This is a genomic window from Arthrobacter sp. ZGTC412, assembly GCF_002929215.1.
Lineage (GTDB): Bacteria > Actinomycetota > Actinomycetes > Actinomycetales > Micrococcaceae > Arthrobacter.
This window is the reverse complement of record NZ_PJII01000014.1, coordinates 55,955-71,143: the sequence shown is the minus strand read 5'-3', so window position 1 is coordinate 71,143 and position 15,189 is coordinate 55,955. Positions and strand designations below refer to the sequence as shown.

The window sequence follows — 15,189 nt, the reverse complement described above, 5'->3', positions numbered from 1 at the left end:
AACCATGACCCTCCACGCCCCCGAAACCCCCACGTCCGCCGCTGCGGCAACGGCCGCACCAGGCGCGGCTCTGGACCGCGAAGAAACCATGTCCCGCGACGAGCTCGAGGCCCTGCAGCTCAGCCGCCTGCAGCACACGGTGGCCTACGCTTACGAGCGCGTGCCCCTGTACAAGCGCAAGTTTGACGACGCCGGCATCCACCCCAGCGACCTGCACGAACTCGGCGACTTGGGCAATTTCCCGTTCACCACCAAGGACGACCTGCGCGCGGAATACCCGTTCGGCATGTTTGCCGTGCCGCAGAGCGAAGTAGCCCGCGTGCACGCCAGCTCGGGCACCACAGGGCGGCCCACCGTCGTCGGCTACACCAAGCAGGACCTGGCCGACTGGGCCAAACTCGTGGCCCGCAGCTTCCGCGCCTCCGGCATCCGGCCCGGCATGAAGGTCCACAACGCCTACGGCTATGGGCTGTTCACCGGTGGCCTCGGCGCCCACGCCGGCGCCGAAGCCCTCGGCTGCACCGTTATCCCAATGTCCGGCGGGCAGACCGAACGGCAGATCCAGCTGATCCAGGACTTCCAGCCGGACGCAATCCTGGCCACTCCCACCTACCTGCTGACCATCGCCGACGCCATGGCTCACATGGGCATAGACCCCGCCTCCACCTCCCTGAAATTCGCGGTGCTGGGCGCCGAGCCGTGGACCCAGGAGATGCGGCACGAACTCGAAGTCACCATGAACATCAAGGCCTGCGACATCTACGGCCTCTCTGAAGTGATGGGCCCGGGCGTGGCCGGCGAGGCCGTGGAGACCCAGGACGGCAGCCACATCTGGGAGGACCACTTCCGCCCTGAAATTATTGACGCCTTCAACCCCGTAGTGGGCAAGGAGAACGTCCTGCGCGACGGGGAACACGGCGAACTCGTCTTCACCTCGCTCACCAAGGAAGCGCTGCCCATCATCCGGTACCGCACCAAGGACCTCACCCGGCTCCTGCCCGGCACCGCCCGCCCAGCCCACCGCCGGATGGGCCGCATCACCGGCCGCAGCGATGACATGATCATCCTCCGCGGCGTAAACCTCTTCCCGTCGCAAATCGAGGAAATCGCCCTCCGCATCCCCGAGCTCAGCCCGCACTTCCAGCTCGAGCTCACCCGCCCCGAAGGGCAGCGGATGGACCAGCTGACGGTCCGGATCGAACGCCGCGATGCCGTCACCCACGAGCAGAGCGCGACGGCGGCGCGCACCCTGAAGGAGCAGATCAAGATCCACGTGGGTTCTTCGTGCTCGGTGGACGTGGTGGAGCCAGGCTCGCTCGAGCGGTCCAACGGCAAGTTGCGCCGGATTTACGACCTGCGGCCCAAGGGCTAGCAGCATCAGCCACGCGGACTGACCGACCGTTCATGAGAAACTAGGCACCATGCCCAGCACCACTGAAACAGCCAGTACCGCCGCCGGCGCCAAGCGCGGCCGGCCCGGATACGACCAGCAGTCGGTGCTGCGCATCGCCGTCGACGTCTTCAACCGGCACGGCTACGACGCAACATCCATGGGCATCCTGGCGGACAACCTGGGCATTTCGAAGTCCGCCATCTATCATCACGTGCCGTCCAAGGGCGACCTCCTCAAGCTCGCCCTGGACCATGCGCTCGGCGGCCTCGAAGCCATTTTGGAAGAGCCCGAGGCCACCTCCGGCGCAGCCGATGCCAGGCTCGAGTTTGTGCTCCGGCAGACCGTGGCCGTGCTGGTGGACCGCCTGCCGTTCGTCACGCTGCTCCTGCGGCTGCGGGGCAACACCGAGATTGAACGCGATGCCCTGGAACGGCGCCGCACCTTTGACCACAAGGTGGCCGGGCTGATCTCGAACGCCCGGGACGAGGGCTCGCTCCGCCAGGACATTGACCCCCGGACCGTCACCCGGCTCCTCTTCGGCATGATCAACTCGATCGTGGAATGGTACAAGCCCGGCGGCTCCCTCTCGCCTGAGAGGCTTGCCGACGACGTGATCACCATGGCGTTCGACGGGCTCCACTCCCAGCCCTAAGTTCCCTCCCGGGACCAGAATACTAAGCGTGCTTGGTATTCTTGTTGCTCCCCGGCTACGGTGGTAGGACCAGCCAGCATCCGCAGGAGGTCGACCATGAGCACCACCATCAGCCAGGGCTTTTGCCGTCCGCTCCGTGCGCGCGCAGCAGCAGGCGGCGTGGTGCTGGCGGCTTCCCTGGCCCTTACTGGCTGCACCGGCTCGCCCACTCCACCGGCGCCGAGCGAAACGACCGCTTCGACAAGCGCCAACACGTCGCCGGGCGCCACTGGTTCACCCGGCGCCGGCAACTCCGCTCCGGCGCCTGACGCGGCCGGCAGTATCCCCGATCTGGTGGCGAACCTTTCCCCGTCCGTGGTCACCATCTTCACTAAAGGCGGCGGGCTGGGAAGCGGCGTGGTGTATTCGGAGGACGGACTCATCCTCACAAATGAGCACGTGATTCGGGGTAACACCACAGTTGAGGTCGGTTTTGCGGACGGCCAGCGGGTGGAAGGGACAGTGCGGGCCACCGATCCCGTCACGGATCTGGCCCTGGTCCAAGCCAAACGCAACGGCCTGCCCAAGCCTGCCTACCAGACAAACCTGCCCCGTGTGGGTGAGGGTGCGCTGGTGTTGGGATCTCCGCTGGGGTTCGAGAACACCGCCACTGCCGGCATCATTTCCGGACTCCACCGCTCCATCCCGGGTTCCGCCTCCAACAGCCTCTCCCTAGTGGACCTGATCCAGACTGACGCACCCATCAGCCCCGGCAACTCCGGGGGTGCGGTGATCAACATGAGGGGCGAGATCATCGGCATCAGCGAGGCCTACATCCCGCCGTCTGCCGGGGCAGTCTCGCTGGGCTTCGCAATACCTGCCGCTACCGCCGTGGAGGTGGCAGAGGAACTGCTGGCGGACGGCACCGCCGAACACGCCTACCTCGGCCTGACCCCGGGCGAACTGACACCTCAGATCGCCGACCAGCTGGGCATCCAGGCAAGCACCGGCGTCGTGGTCCTGTCCGTGGACGAGGACGGCCCGGCCGGGCGTGCCGGCATCCGCCCCGGCGACGTCCTTGAGTCGCTCGAAGGAGTGCAGCTTATCGCTCCGGAGAAGCTCCTGACGGAACTGCGCAACCGGAATCCCGGCGACACCGTAGGCATCAAGGTCAAGCGCGGGGACCAGAGCCTTGACGTCAAGGCAGACCTGATCGACCGGCCAACCCAGTAGCACCACCAACAGGAAGGTTAGACAATGAGCAACCCCAGAGAAGAAGCAGACGGCGGATACATCATTCCGGACCCGTCCAAAGTCCGCGAGGACATTCCCCAAGACGCCGCAGACGAAGCCAACGCGATCCGCTTCAGTGAAGAGCAGGCGCTGATCGAGGAACAGTCCCACGGCATCCGCCCGGACACCTACAGCGTTCCGGCCGGCGGTCCCACGCTGGACGAAGCCCGGGGCAACCTGGACCTTTCGGACCAGACCGGGGCGGCGCCGTCGGACGACAGCAGCGATGACGGCCTGCACGGCGGCGCCGAATCCTGACAGTCCCCTCATAACGACGGCAGGGGCGCCCCAATCGGGGTGCCCCTACCGCTTTCGGTGGGTTCCTAGAGTTCGTACTCGGCCTGGAGGCCAAGCGGTTCGTGGACGCAGAGGATGTTGTGCTCTGAGTCCATGAACCAGGCGCATTTCTCCGAGTTCGTGGTGCAGATGTGGTTCTCGGTCTTGAGGTTGGGCAGGTTGTAGTCCTGGAACTGCACTCCCCTGGCTTCCATGTCCCGGACAGTCCGCTCGATGTCCGTCACCTCGAAGCTCAAAGCAGTGTGCTCGGAGTGCTTGCCGTCCGAGACGGGCATCAGCTGCAGCATCGGGCCGCCGTTAATGCCGAGTAGTTCGCTTCCATCGTCTGTCATGCCGCGGTGCGGAAGCCCGAGTTTTTCTGTGTAGAACCTGCGGGCGCGCATCGGATCATCAACTGGCAGGACGGTGGTGGCTGTGTTCATTCTTAGGCTCATGTGGCCACCTCCTACGGGCAGAATTTTACGCCCACGCACGCCGAATAGCGCCGCCCGAAACGCTCCATCACCTCCCGCTCGAAACCCCAAACGCCCCATCACCTACGGCGAAAGGTGACGGGGCGTTCCGAAAAACGTGTGAAAGGTGATGGGGCGTTGAGGGGTTACTTTGCTACGAGGGTGAGGACGTCGTAGGTGGCCACGACCTCGTCGTTCTGGTTGGTCAGCACTGCGTCCCAGGCCACCTCGCCGTACTCGTCGGTTTCGCGCGGGGTGATCCTCTTGGCGGTCAGGGTCACCCGGATGGAGTCGCCCCCGGCCACCGGGGTGATGAAGCGCAGGTTTTCCAGCCCGGAATTGGCCAGGACCGGGCCCGGGGCGGGCTCCACGAACAGCCCGGCGGCCCAGCTGAGCAGCAGGTAACCGTGGGCCACGATGCCCGGGAAGAACGGGTTGGCTTCCGCGGCTTCCTGGTTAGTGTGGGCGTAGAACGTGTCTCCGGTGGAGTTGGCGAACGCGGAAATGTCCTCCAGCCCGACCTGCCGCAGGTCGGACCGAAACGCGTCGCCAATGCGAAGCGTCTCCAAGGATTTTTGGAACGGATGCGTCCCCTCAGTTTCGAGGGTGAAGTTGCGGTCCGCGCCGGCATGCCAGACGCCTGTGACGGCGGTCAGCATGTTGGGCGAGCCCTGGATCGCGGTGCGCTGCATGTGGTGCATTACCGAGCGGATGCCGCCCAGTTCCTCGCCGCCGCCTGCCCGGCCGGGACCGCCGTGGACCAGGTGCGGCACGGGTGAGCCGTGGCCGGTGGAGCTGCGGGCGTCTTCACGGTTGAGCATCAGGACCCGGCCGTGGTGGGCAGCGATTCCGGTGACGAGTTCGCGGGCAATGGCGGGATCATTGGTGCACACCGAGGCGACCAGGGATCCGCTGCCGCGGGCGGCGAGGCGGACGGCGTCGGGAATGTCTTTGTACCCGATGACGGAAGAAACAGGGCCGAACGCCTCCAGCGAGTGGACTTCCTCCGCCTCGGGGTCCTGCCAGTTGAGCAGGACGGGAGCCATGAAGGCGCCGCCGTCCACCACGCCAGTGGATCCGTCGGCGGAGGTGACCGACGGCGATTCGAGCGTTCCGTACGCGAGCTCGCCGCCGGCGTCGAGCATTGACTGGACGGCCGCGCGGACGCCCTCAAGCTGCTCCACAGAGGCCAGTGCCCCCATGGTGACGCCGTCTGCACGCGGATCTCCGAGGACGATCCGTTCGGAGATGCGCTTGCCCACGGCAGCAGAAACCGCGGGAACGAGTTCCTGCGGGACGATGGCGCGGCGGATGGCAGTGCACTTCTGCCCTGCTTTGGCCGTCATTTCCGTGACGACGGACTTGACGAAAGCGTCGAATTCCGGGGTGCCCTCCACTGCGTCCGGGCCGAGGATGGCGGCGTTCAGGGAGTCGGTTTCGGAGGTGAAGCGGACGCCGCCCTGGACCACGTTGGGGTGGGACTTCAGGGAGAGTGCGGTGGTGGCAGAGCCCGTGAAGGCGACCAGGTCGCGGTAGTCGAGCACGTCCAACAACCCACGGACGGACCCGGAAATCAGCTGCAGGGAGCCCTTGGGCAGGATATTGGATTCGACGATCGCCTTGACCACGGCGGCCGCCACGTACCCGGTGGGAGTGGCGGGCTTGACGATGGTGGGAACGCCGGCGATGAAGGCCGGGGCCAACTTTTCCAGCATGCCCCAGACGGGGAAGTTGAAGGCGTTGATCTGCACGGCCACGCCGGGGATGCGGGTGTAAATGTGTTCGCCGGCGAAGGACCCGTCCTTGGACAGCACCTCCATCGGCCCGTCCACCACCACCTGCGAGTTGGGCAGTTCGCGCCGGCCCTTGGAGCCGAACGTAAAGAGGACGCCGATGCCGCCGTCGATGTCGATCATGGAATCGACCTTGGTGGCGCCGGTCTGGGCGGAGAAGGCGTAGAAGTGCTCGCGACGGGCGTGGAGGTACTGCGCCAGCTCTTTGAGCTTGAGGGCGCGCTGGTGGAAGGTCAGCTGGCCAAGTTCCGCTTGCCCGGTGGTGCGGCCGTAGTCGACGACGGTGGAAAGGTCCAGCCCCTCCGTGCTCACCTTGGCCAGGATCTCCCCGGTGCTCGCGTCACGTACGGGGACAGCAGAGCCTGTGGAACCGTCGTCGGGCGTCCACCACGCATCCATGATGAAACTGGGCACTGTCTCCACGGTGTCGACCGTGGCCTGGGGAGCTGTGGCGGTGGTGGTCATCGTTGACTGGTCCTTCCAACAAGGGGCATACAAAGGCGGCCAGTGATTACTGACCGTCCGTTCGGTAATATATTCACCATACATGAAAGGCCGTGGTGCAGACTAGAAGGCCGGGCTTGAAATGGCCACCAGAAGGAGAACAAATGAGCGCCCCATCGCCGAAGGATGCAGCTGTGGAGAACCACCCTGATGCGCACGAACTGTGGAAGATCACCCTCGGTGAGCTCGACGAGAAGATGGGCGTGAAGATCCTTGAGGAGTCGGTGGAGCGCGTGGTGGCCACCATGCCTGTGGAGGGAAACAGGCAGTCCTTCGGGCTGCTGCATGGCGGAGCGTCTCTGGCCGTAGGCGAAGCGGTGGGGTCCTGGGCGGCCGTGATCCACGCGAGCACCCTGGGCAAGACGGCGGTGGGGGTGGACGTCTCGGCCACCCACCACCGCTCGGCGCGCGAGGGCCAGGTGACCGTCACCGCGACGCCCATCCACCTGGGCGGCACGCTCACCACTCACGAGGTGGTCATCACCAACGAGGCCGGCCAGCGGCTCTGCACCATGCGCATCACCAACCTGCTGATGAGGCGCCACAAATAACCCGTCGGTGGTTGAGCTCGTGGAACCTCACTCCGGTGCCCGGCGCCTCCGACGGCGGACCAGCACCATCAACACGCCCCCGACGACGATTGCCGCCCCGGCAACGCCGGCCACCGGCGCCAGTGCAGAGGCTCCTGTGTAGGCGAGATCGCCGTTAGCCGCCTGGCCACCCCTGTTGGCTGAGGTGTTGGCCAGGTCAGCCGGGGCGCTAGGTGGCGGGAGAACGACGACGGCGGGCGGCTCGTCTGCAGGAGCCTGCGGTACCGGCGGGGCAAGGTCAGCCTGGGCCGGCTGCCGAGCGGGGTCAAGGACAAACGATGCGGTGGCCGGTGCCGAGGAGAGTCCGTCCAGGGCCTGGATTACGGAAACCATGTGTGTTCCGGGGGCCAGTCCGTCAGGGAAGGGAACCTGCCAAGTTCCGCCCGCAACCAGCTCCAGCGGAACCAGGGCCGGCGCCGCCGACCGGGATCCGACCAGTCCGCCTGATGTGGGGCTGGAAAGGGGCTTGCCATCGATCGACACGGTGACCTCTGCCCCCTCGATACCGCTGCCGGAAATGGGTTGCGGCAGGTTGTCCTGGCGGAAATGCTGCCCGTCATTGATGCTTGCGATGACAGGACGCGGAGGCGTGACCTGGACCGTTGCTGTGGCAGCAGGGCTGTTGGCCGTGCCCGGCGAGGACAGCACAGCGTTTGCCGTCACATTGCCGAAAGCTGCCGTGCCTGCCACGCTGGCCGTCCATCGCCCGTCCAGGCCTACTGTTCCGGAGCCCGCCACGTCACCTGACACGGTGACGGTTGCACCCGGAGCGCCCGTGCCGGAAAGGGTGGTCAGCTCCGTCAGGGGCTGGCCGGAAGGAGCCGCGATCGTGGGAGAGGCCAGGGGTGCCGGCGCAACATCTGCCGTCAGCGACGCCGCCCTGGAACGGCTGGAGCCGTTTAACGTTTCAGCTTGGAAGGTCAACGGGCCGGCAGGCCACGGGGCGTTAAAGCTCCAAGAGCCGGCTTCGTCGACGGGCACGTCGAAGGTTTCATGGCCGGGCAGGGTGATGCGGACGGCGGTACCTGCAGCGGAGGCCGGCTCCGCGGGAACCCGTCCGGAGATGGCGTGGCTTGCCTGCACGCTTTCCCCAAGCGCGGGCGAAGTTAGCACCGGCTTATTCAGGAAGACTTCCAGCTGGTACCCGGGCAGCACCTCGAGTGCATCCTGCAGGGTGGCGGCCAGGGCGAAGTTCTGGGCCCCTCCGCTTTCCCCGGCGGAATGAATGCCCACTGCGAAGTTTCCGCTGATCCACGGGCCACCCGAGTCGCCGCCAGCAGACTGCACATCCAAGGACAGGAAGCCCCTGATGGCCCTGAGATCCCTCTTGTCTTTTGCATAGTTGGTCCCTTCAATGAGGTAAATCCCAACCTCGCTGATGGTGCCGCACGACCATCCCGTCCGCCAGCCGGAACGGCACACGTCCATCCCAATCACCGGGGCAGCCGCGCTGATGATTTTGACGTCCGGTCCCGGGGCAGTCGCGTCGCCCCACGTGGTAGCTGCGGGCAGCGGGTCCAGATCCGCGCGGAGGGAACCAATGACCGAGAGGTCCGTTCCCACGTTCCCGGGGTCTGTGCCGTTATTGGGCCGCAGTACTGGGGTGTTGCCCGGTCCGCCGAATTGACTGAACTCGAAGTTGCCCAGCAATCCTGCCCGCTCTCCCTGGAACAGCAGGTCAGCGGTTTTGGACGCGCCATCCTCGCCACAGTGCCCGGCGGTCAGAACGGCAGGCAGGCCCGCCGGGGTGAACGCGGAGAAACCTGTCGAACAAATCCATCCGCTGTCAGCTGCATAACCCACCCCACCCGGGACGTCGGCTTCCGGCTTCAAGGGGGCTCCCGGCGCCAGTTCGACGTTTGCGTACCTGGACACGAATTCCGACGGCGACATCTTTCCGGTGCCCGTTTCCGTCACCGCTGAACCAGTGATGAACGGAGCCGCCGTGCCTGCCGATTCCGGCGTGTTGACGCCCCCGGTCCTGATGACAAACTTGGAACCAGTGCTGACCACCGCCTGCAGGCCCGTGATACCGACGTGGTGCACGTAGGCCTGGAAAAGCTGCTCGGTGCTGGCAGCAAGTTCGGATCCGGGCGCCGGTAATGCGGACGCTGCTGGTTCAGGCGCAGGTGCCGCTTCCAGCTCCAGTGGAAGGCCTGGAGCGCGGGCGGCGAGCGCGTGCACGGCGGCCTGCAGTTCGGCTCCGAAACCCGTCACGATGATCCTGCTGCCTGCCAAACGGATCCCCGTGTAGCCAGGAACGGGGCGGAGCTTCGCCGCGGCGGCCTCTGCCTGGACGGCCAACTCCCCCGCCGCGTCGAACTGCTCTCGGCTGACGCCGAGGTCACGCTGGACCGTAACCGCGAGACCAGCTGCGGAAATGCCGCCGGAATCTGCGGGCCTCGGAGTCTCCGTGGCCGGGCTTGCTACGATGCTTGCGGCCGGACCTGTGGCCCCAGTTGCGCTGTCGTCCCCCGCCGCCCAGGCGGGAACAGCCGCGTAGGCGGACGCAGCCAGCACGCCCGTTGCAGTGCTTAAGAAGAGGGCTCGGCGCAGTCTGTCCCTGTTCATCGGGACACCCCGGCTCCGCAGAGGGCCAGCACCGCGTCCAGCTCGCCAGAGGTGACACCGTTCCGCAGCAGGAAAGAACGCGTGTCCAGGCTCCGTACAAAGTCCACCACCGCTTCGCCGCGCTGCTCGAGCAGCGGCGCCAGCTCGGCTTCCTCAACGTAGCGCTCCCGCGCGTGCGGCGGTCCATGCGTGCGGTAGCGCTCGTTGATGCCCCGGGCCGCACGCCGGTAGCTGTCAGCGATTTCCTGGTCCGAGGCGCCAGCGAGATCCTGGACCATGGCGGCCACCATTCCGCTGCGATCCCGGCCAGCGGCGCAGTGCAGCACCACATTACCCCGCGCCGCCGCTGCTGCAAGCTCACGGAATACTCCCGCCAGCTTCTCCGGAAAGAAACGGGCGTTGTCTGGGTAATAGGCAGGATCGTTGAGGTAGGGACCGGACAGCTGGGTGAAGCGCGGGTCGCCCGGCTCCTCGGTAGGCGCAGTAACGACTGTGATTCCGGCCAAGGCCGAGCCGGCCACCAGCGGGTCGCTGTCCCGGCGCCGTGCCTCGGCAGCGTTACGGAGGTCAATCACGGTGCGGACGCCGTCGTCGTAAGCCTGCCGCCAGCCCGCCTCCGTCAGCCATTCGCGCCGGCCCATCCGGTAAACACCGCCTGCCACATGCCACGCGTTGACAGCACCATCCCAGTCCATGGACCCGTCCGCTTTGCTCATCCGGACAGCTAACCACACTGGCCACAGGAGCCGCACGTCACTTTAGGGGACATTTCGCTGAAATCGGGTAACCAGACCCCGTGACGGCCGCGGCGCTGCTGGCGTACGGTGACACCTACATGCCTTCTGCCCACCGTTCAAAGGGGAACAAAATGGGAACTGCAAAAGCACGGCGGCGGCACTCGGCTGTGGGTGCCGGGCTCGCCGCCCTTGCCATGGCAGCAGGTTTGGCGGTGGCTCCGGTGTACGCAGCGGAGAAGACTAAGTACATCGCACTGGGTGACTCTTTCGCCGCCGGGCAGGGGGCGGGGCCGTACCTCGACGGGTGTTACCGGAGCGAAAATGCCTACTCCGAGCTCGCTGATGAGGCCAAAGCCATCCACCTCGTCACGAACGCCGCCTGCAGCGGCCGGACGACCCGTGATGTAATGAACGACCAGCTCCGCAAGCTGAACAAGAGCACCGAGCTCGTAACCATCACCGCCGGCGGCAACAACATCGGCTTCGGCGACATCATCAACTATTGCGGCGTCGCCTTACTAGGTGACACCCCGGGTACGGCCTGTGGCACTGCCACCGCCTATGCAACGACGCAGATACAGAGCGGACAGCTGTACAGCGACCTGCTTTCGAAGATCCGGAGCGTGCAGACCGCAGCGCCCACCGCCAAGATCGTGGTGACCGGATACCCCTACCTCCTCGACCCAATCCCAGCGGGTCGGACCGATACGGCTGCGGTGTTCATCTACCAGGCCACGCAACTGTCTGACCTCCTCAATGGAACCATCGCCGCCGCGGCCACTGCTGCCGACAAAGCCACGTCCGGCGATCCCAAAGTGCAGTATGTAGATGTAAGGGCCGCTTTTGCCGGCCACGGGGCTTTGTCAGGAGACCCATGGATCAACCTTGGCACCGCGTCCGATGCCTTCCACCCGAACGCCAGGGGCTACAGGGCGTACTTCACGGCGCTCAACCAAGCTGGCGCCTACGCCGTTCGCTAACCCCGCCGGGCCAACCGGTATTCCAGTCCGGCGCGGACCATGGGCCATTCGTGCTCGAGGATGGAAAACACCACGGTGTCGCAACATCCCGTCGCGCGTCCTTGAGTGGTTGCGGAGCACGCCGTCCTGCTTGGCACCCAGCCGCGCTATGGCTTCGCGCGACTGATGGTTGAGCCAGTGCGTCCGGAACTCCACGGCCGGGCAGCCAAGAACCTCGAACGCGTGCCGCAGGAGCAGCAGCTTGGAGTCCGGATTCGTCCCGGTCCCCTGCACTGAAGCGGCATTCCAGGTGGAGCCGATCTCCACCCGGGGAGTGCCGGCGTCGACGTTCATGTAGGTGGTCATCCCGATGATCCGGCCAGGGCCACCGGTCGCTGGGTCGATGAGCCGAGTGGTGAACGGCAGCATCGAACCCTGCTCCTGCAGGGTGAGCCGCCGCTGGATTTCGGCTGCCATATCGTCAGGCGCCGGCACGGACGTGTACCAGAGACGCCAGAGCTCACCGTCCCGTGCGGCTTCAACCAAACCGTCGTGATGGTCAACGTCCAGTAGCTCCAGGGTTACATACCGGCCGGTCAGGGTAAGGGGTTCAAGGAAGGTCACAGTCCCAGCCTAGGTCCAACCATCCGGGCCGGATACGCTGGGGAAAGCATCAGGACCGCGAGCGAGGGAGTAAAACGTGTCAGGAACCAATCCAGATCCGGAGGACGACAAGATCACAGGTCTGGAGCCTGGCGGCGGCGTGCCCCCGGGCGAAACGCCCCCGGGTGAAGCCTCGACAGCCGGACCCCAGGGCCACGACGAGCACGGCACAAAGAAGATCACACAGTTCTTCGTGATCGCAGCTATCGCGGTAGTGGTCCTGTTGTCACTCCTGTACTTCATCGGATACATCGTGGGCTTCTTCGACTAGATCGCACTCTCAGCTGGGCCAGTCAAAAAAGCCCTTCCCGGTCTTGCGCCCCAGCTCGCCCCTGGCCACCTTGTCCTTGAGGATCTGCGGCGGAGCGAAACGGTCGCCCAGGGTGGAATGCAGGTACTCGGCAATGCCCAGCCGGACATCGAGCCCCACGATGTCGGTGGTTTTCAGCGGGCCGGTGGGGTGCTTGTAGCCAAGGACCATGGCGGCGTCGATGTCCTCGGCAGAGGCCACCCCCTCCTCCACCATGCGCATCGCCTCCAAGGCGATGGCAACGCCCAGCCTTGAGGACGCAAAGCCTGGAGCATCGTTGACGACGACGGCGGTCTTGCCGAGTGCCTCCACCCACCCCTTCGCCGCGGCAGCGAGTTCGGGAGACGTGCGTGTTCCGAGCACCACCTCGATCAGGGTGGACGCCGGAACCGGGTTGAAGAAGTGCAGGCCCAGAAAGTTCCCCGGCCGCTCAAGTTCACTCGCCAGGCCGCTGACGGACAGCGACGAGGTGTTGGACGCCAAGTACGCGTCACCTGCAAGCCGCTCCTCGATCCCCCGCAGCGCGGTGACCTTCAGGTCCCAGTCCTCCGGGACGGCTTCGACCACCAGTTGCCGGTCTTTGAAGGCGTCGTGATCAACGCCAACGGCAAGCCGGGATACCAGTTCATCCAGGTTTGCGGCAACGGCACCGCGCTCAATACTCTTGGCGGCGGCGGATTCGACCCGCTCCCGGGCGGCGTCGGCCGACTGCTCGTCGCGTTCGACCACCAGTACGTCAGCACCCTTAACCAGGAAGGCGTGGGCGATGCCGGCACCCATGCGGCCGCCACCGAGGACCCCCACGCGGGAAGGGAGGCCGGGGGCAGGTTGCGGTAGGTTCATCAGTTCGTCTCTCCGGTCTCGTTGCCGGCCTTCGCACCGGCGTTCTTATCGGCCTTCTTGGCGGCGTTTCTGTCGAGGAACCGCTGCATCCGGTCAAACTTGGCATCGGACTCAAAGAGAATGCCCTGGGCCAGCTGGTCGATCAGCGGGTGCGCTTCCGCCGGGGCGTGGAACACGGACTTGGTAATCCGGACCGCCAGCGGGTCCTGGCGCCCAATCCGGTCCGCCAGGTTATGCGCCGCGTCCAGGAGCTCCGCCGGCTCGTGGACCTCGGTTAGAAGGTTCACAGCCAGCGCTTCCTCGGCACCAAGGACCCGCCCGGCAAGCAGAATCTGCTTCGCCACAGGCTCCCCCACCAGCTCCTTGAGCCGCCAGCTGGCCCCGGCCGCGGCGAGGATCCCCAGCCCGGTTTCAGGGTTGCCGATGCGGACGTTGGGTGTGCCGATCCTGAAGTCGGCCGCGTAGGCGAGCTCGGCCCCGCCACCCAGGCAATAGCCGTCAAGGGCAGCGATCACCGGCATGGGCAGCTTGGCGATCCGGACAAAGATGGTGGAATTGATCCCCTGCAGGGCATCGTCCCGGCGCCGCTCGCGCAATTGCCCGATGTCCGCCCCGGAGGCAAACACACCCTCCACACCCGCGATGACCAGCACCTTCGGGTTCTGCTCGAGGGCGGTGCAGACCACGTGGAGTTCATCCACCATCTGCTGGTCGATGGCGTTCCGGACCTCAGGACGGTTGAGGAGCACCATCACGCGGTCACTGCGCTCCTCCACCAGCAGCGCATGGAACTTCTCCGCGGCCAGGTCCACAACGCCCGGCATCAGACTTTCTCCAGCAGCATCGCTGTGCCCTGGCCAACACCAATACACATGGTGGCCAGCCCCACGCGGGCGTCCTCCCGCTCCATCCTTCCCAGCAGGGTAATGGCAATCCGGGCCCCGCTGGAACCCAGTGGGTGCCCCAAAGCGATGGCGCCGCCGTCGTTATTCACGATCTCTGGTTCCAAGCCCAGCCTGCGGATGCAGGCGAGGGACTGCGTGGCGAACGCTTCATTAAGTTCGACGGCGCCAAGGTCGCCTACGCTGAAGCCGCTCCGCTTGAGGACTTTCTGCGTGGCGGGCACCGGGCCGATGCCCATGATCTCGGGCTCGCAGCCGGCCGAGGCGCCGTCGATGATTCGCGCACGGGGCGTAAGGCCCAACCTTTCGATGGCCGCTTCCGAGGCGACGATGATGGCGGAGGCGCCGTCGTTCAACGACGACGAGTTGCCGGCCGTGACCACGGTACCGCCGTTCGCGACCGGCCTCAGCCCGGCGAGGACGTCCATGGTGGTGTCCGCCCGGGGACCTTCATCCGTGTCGACAACATGCTCGGACTTCCGGGTCTTGACGGTGACCCCGACAATTTCGTCCCTAAACCGGCCGGCAGTTGTGGCATCCAGGGCCAGCTGGTGCGAGCGGACCGCGAAGGCGTCGGCGTCCTCGCGGGAGATGCCGTCCACGCGGGCAACTTCTTCGGCCGTCTCGGGCATGGAGTAGGTCATTTTGCCGTCGCGGGACAGCTCACCCTTATGGAACTGGGGGTTGGCGAAGCGCCAGCCGATGGACGTATCGAAAATCTGGCCCGGCTTGGCGAAAGCTGAAGTCGGCTTCTCCTGAACCCAGGGCGCCCGGCTCATGGATTCCACGCCGCCGGCGATGACGATGTCTGCGGCGCCGGCCTTGATCATGTGGCTTGCCTGGATGATGGCGCTCAGGCCGGAGGCACAGAGCCGGTTGACCGTGATACCGGGAATGTGGAGGGGCAGCCCGGCAAGTATGGTGGCCATCCGCGCGACGTTCCGGTTTTCCTCACCGGCCCCGTTGGCGTTCCCCAGGATGACCTCATCAATGCTGTCCGGATCCAGCCCTGCCCGGTTCACGGCCTCCCGGATTACCAGGGCAGCCAGGTCGTCGGGGCGGATGGACGAAAGTGCGCCGCCGTACTTGCCCACAGGCGTTCGGACCCCGCCCACGAGGAAAGCCTGCGGACCTGCGGTTGCAGCCATGGAAACACCCTTCACGCGATAAACAGCACTGTCATCGGCGGCCGGCAGCGTGCCATCCCCAACCAGGTAGCAGCAAGTGTCGTTATGAGCGTTCAAAACGACA

General features: G+C 65.8%; 14 protein-coding genes and 1 pseudogene. 7 read left to right on the top strand and 8 right to left on the bottom strand.

Features of this window, described 5'->3' with window-relative positions:
• The first annotated feature begins 4 nt into the window (after positions 1 to 4).
• The 4 genes from paaK to CXQ88_RS15320 all read left to right on the top strand — a co-directional run bounded on the left by paaK (position 5) and on the right by CXQ88_RS15320 (position 3,575).
• A complete protein-coding gene (gene paaK / locus CXQ88_RS15335; RefSeq protein WP_181037552.1) occupies positions 5 to 1,372 on the top strand; it encodes a phenylacetate--CoA ligase PaaK in 1,368 nt (455 codons plus the stop codon).
• 49 nt (positions 1,373 to 1,421) lie between these two features.
• On the top strand, positions 1,422 to 2,045 hold the full coding sequence (locus CXQ88_RS15330) for a TetR/AcrR family transcriptional regulator (protein ID WP_104045008.1): 624 nt from the start codon (positions 1,422 to 1,424) through the stop codon (positions 2,043 to 2,045).
• Between the two features lie 96 nt (positions 2,046 to 2,141).
• Complete coding sequence (locus CXQ88_RS15325) at positions 2,142 to 3,257, top strand: S1C family serine protease (RefSeq protein WP_104045007.1); 1,116 nt, start codon at positions 2,142 to 2,144, stop codon at positions 3,255 to 3,257.
• A 24-nt stretch (positions 3,258 to 3,281) separates the two neighbouring features.
• Positions 3,282 to 3,575 carry a hypothetical protein gene (locus CXQ88_RS15320; RefSeq protein WP_104045006.1) on the top strand — a complete coding sequence of 98 codons (294 nt, stop codon included), beginning with the start codon at positions 3,282 to 3,284 and terminating at the stop codon, positions 3,573 to 3,575.
• A gap of 65 nt (positions 3,576 to 3,640) precedes the next feature.
• Here the strand turns inward: CXQ88_RS15320 and CXQ88_RS15315 are convergent, their stop codons facing one another.
• Positions 3,641 to 4,048: a VOC family protein gene (locus tag CXQ88_RS15315; protein WP_181037551.1), complete on the bottom strand. Its 408-nt coding sequence runs from the start codon at positions 4,046 to 4,048 to the stop codon at positions 3,641 to 3,643.
• Between the two features lie 164 nt (positions 4,049 to 4,212).
• A complete protein-coding gene (gene paaZ, locus CXQ88_RS15310; protein ID WP_104045004.1) occupies positions 4,213 to 6,324 on the bottom strand; it encodes a phenylacetic acid degradation bifunctional protein PaaZ in 2,112 nt (703 codons plus the stop codon).
• A 143-nt stretch (positions 6,325 to 6,467) separates the two neighbouring features.
• Here paaZ and CXQ88_RS15305 point away from each other — a divergent pair, with 143 nt between their 5' ends.
• The gene (locus CXQ88_RS15305; protein WP_104045003.1) at positions 6,468 to 6,914 is read left to right on the top strand and encodes a PaaI family thioesterase; all 447 of its coding nucleotides are present in this window, start codon (positions 6,468 to 6,470) and stop codon (positions 6,912 to 6,914) included.
• Between the two features lie 27 nt (positions 6,915 to 6,941).
• Here the strand turns inward: CXQ88_RS15305 and CXQ88_RS22615 are convergent, their stop codons facing one another.
• Positions 6,942 to 9,524, bottom strand: a complete 2,583-nt coding sequence (locus tag CXQ88_RS22615) for a trypsin-like serine protease (RefSeq protein WP_306736978.1) — start codon at positions 9,522 to 9,524, stop codon at positions 6,942 to 6,944.
• A complete protein-coding gene (locus tag CXQ88_RS15295) occupies positions 9,521 to 10,240 on the bottom strand; it encodes a tyrosine-protein phosphatase (RefSeq protein ID WP_258061912.1) in 720 nt (239 codons plus the stop codon). Before CXQ88_RS15295 ends, CXQ88_RS22615 begins: the two co-directional genes overlap by 4 nt.
• A 152-nt stretch (positions 10,241 to 10,392) precedes the next feature.
• Between CXQ88_RS15295 and CXQ88_RS15290 the strand changes: the two genes are divergently transcribed.
• Positions 10,393 to 11,241 carry an SGNH/GDSL hydrolase family protein gene (locus CXQ88_RS15290; RefSeq protein WP_181037550.1) on the top strand — a complete coding sequence of 283 codons (849 nt, stop codon included), beginning with the start codon at positions 10,393 to 10,395 and terminating at the stop codon, positions 11,239 to 11,241.
• Here the strand turns inward: CXQ88_RS15290 and CXQ88_RS15285 are convergent.
• Positions 11,238 to 11,844: pseudogene (locus CXQ88_RS15285) on the bottom strand (GNAT family N-acetyltransferase). The gene CXQ88_RS15290 and the pseudogene CXQ88_RS15285 overlap by 4 nt on opposite strands.
• Before the next feature lie 76 nt (positions 11,845 to 11,920).
• Here CXQ88_RS15285 and CXQ88_RS15280 point away from each other — a divergent pair.
• On the top strand, positions 11,921 to 12,154 hold the full coding sequence (locus tag CXQ88_RS15280) for a DUF6480 family protein (protein ID WP_104045000.1): 234 nt from the start codon (positions 11,921 to 11,923) through the stop codon (positions 12,152 to 12,154).
• A 9-nt stretch (positions 12,155 to 12,163) separates the two neighbouring features.
• On the opposite strand, the gene CXQ88_RS15275 is transcribed toward CXQ88_RS15280, so the two are convergent.
• From CXQ88_RS15275 to CXQ88_RS15265, 3 genes are read right to left on the bottom strand one after another with little or no spacing between them, the layout of a single operon-like run.
• Positions 12,164 to 13,036: a 3-hydroxyacyl-CoA dehydrogenase family protein gene (locus CXQ88_RS15275; protein ID WP_104044999.1), complete on the bottom strand. Its 873-nt coding sequence runs from the start codon at positions 13,034 to 13,036 to the stop codon at positions 12,164 to 12,166.
• Positions 13,036 to 13,860 (bottom strand): enoyl-CoA hydratase/isomerase family protein, encoded by an 825-nt coding sequence (locus CXQ88_RS15270; RefSeq protein ID WP_104044998.1) that lies wholly within the window; start codon positions 13,858 to 13,860, stop codon positions 13,036 to 13,038. The genes CXQ88_RS15275 and CXQ88_RS15270 overlap by 1 nt, the downstream gene beginning before the upstream one ends.
• The gene (locus CXQ88_RS15265; RefSeq protein ID WP_104044997.1) at positions 13,860 to 15,086 is read right to left on the bottom strand and encodes a thiolase family protein; all 1,227 of its coding nucleotides are present in this window, start codon (positions 15,084 to 15,086) and stop codon (positions 13,860 to 13,862) included. Before CXQ88_RS15265 ends, CXQ88_RS15270 begins: the two co-directional genes overlap by 1 nt.
• Between the last annotated feature and the right edge of the window lie 103 nt (positions 15,087 to 15,189).

What these genes read in the sequence shown, in the direction of transcription:
- paaK (WP_181037552.1), top strand. Translation starts at nt 5, where the DNA reads ATGACCCTCCACGCCCCCGAAACCCCCACGTCCGCCGCTGCGGCAACG.
- CXQ88_RS15330 (WP_104045008.1), top strand. Translation starts at nt 1,422, where the DNA reads ATGCCCAGCACCACTGAAACAGCCAGTACCGCCGCCGGCGCCAAGCGC.
- CXQ88_RS15325 (WP_104045007.1), top strand. Translation starts at nt 2,142, where the DNA reads ATGAGCACCACCATCAGCCAGGGCTTTTGCCGTCCGCTCCGTGCGCGC.
- CXQ88_RS15320 (WP_104045006.1), top strand. Translation starts at nt 3,282, where the DNA reads ATGAGCAACCCCAGAGAAGAAGCAGACGGCGGATACATCATTCCGGAC.
- CXQ88_RS15315 (WP_181037551.1), bottom strand. Translation starts at nt 4,048, where the DNA reads ATGAGCCTAAGAATGAACACAGCCACCACCGTCCTGCCAGTTGATGAT.
- paaZ (WP_104045004.1), bottom strand. Translation starts at nt 6,324, where the DNA reads ATGACCACCACCGCCACAGCTCCCCAGGCCACGGTCGACACCGTGGAG.
- CXQ88_RS15305 (WP_104045003.1), top strand. Translation starts at nt 6,468, where the DNA reads ATGAGCGCCCCATCGCCGAAGGATGCAGCTGTGGAGAACCACCCTGAT.
- CXQ88_RS22615 (WP_306736978.1), bottom strand. Translation starts at nt 9,524, where the DNA reads ATGAACAGGGACAGACTGCGCCGAGCCCTCTTCTTAAGCACTGCAACG.
- CXQ88_RS15295 (WP_258061912.1), bottom strand. Translation starts at nt 10,240, where the DNA reads ATGAGCAAAGCGGACGGGTCCATGGACTGGGATGGTGCTGTCAACGCG.
- CXQ88_RS15290 (WP_181037550.1), top strand. Translation starts at nt 10,393, where the DNA reads ATGGGAACTGCAAAAGCACGGCGGCGGCACTCGGCTGTGGGTGCCGGG.
- CXQ88_RS15275 (WP_104044999.1), bottom strand. Translation starts at nt 13,036, where the DNA reads ATGAACCTACCGCAACCTGCCCCCGGCCTCCCTTCCCGCGTGGGGGTC.
- CXQ88_RS15270 (WP_104044998.1), bottom strand. Translation starts at nt 13,860, where the DNA reads ATGCCGGGCGTTGTGGACCTGGCCGCGGAGAAGTTCCATGCGCTGCTG.
- CXQ88_RS15265 (WP_104044997.1), bottom strand. Translation starts at nt 15,086, where the DNA reads ATGGCTGCAACCGCAGGTCCGCAGGCTTTCCTCGTGGGCGGGGTCCGA.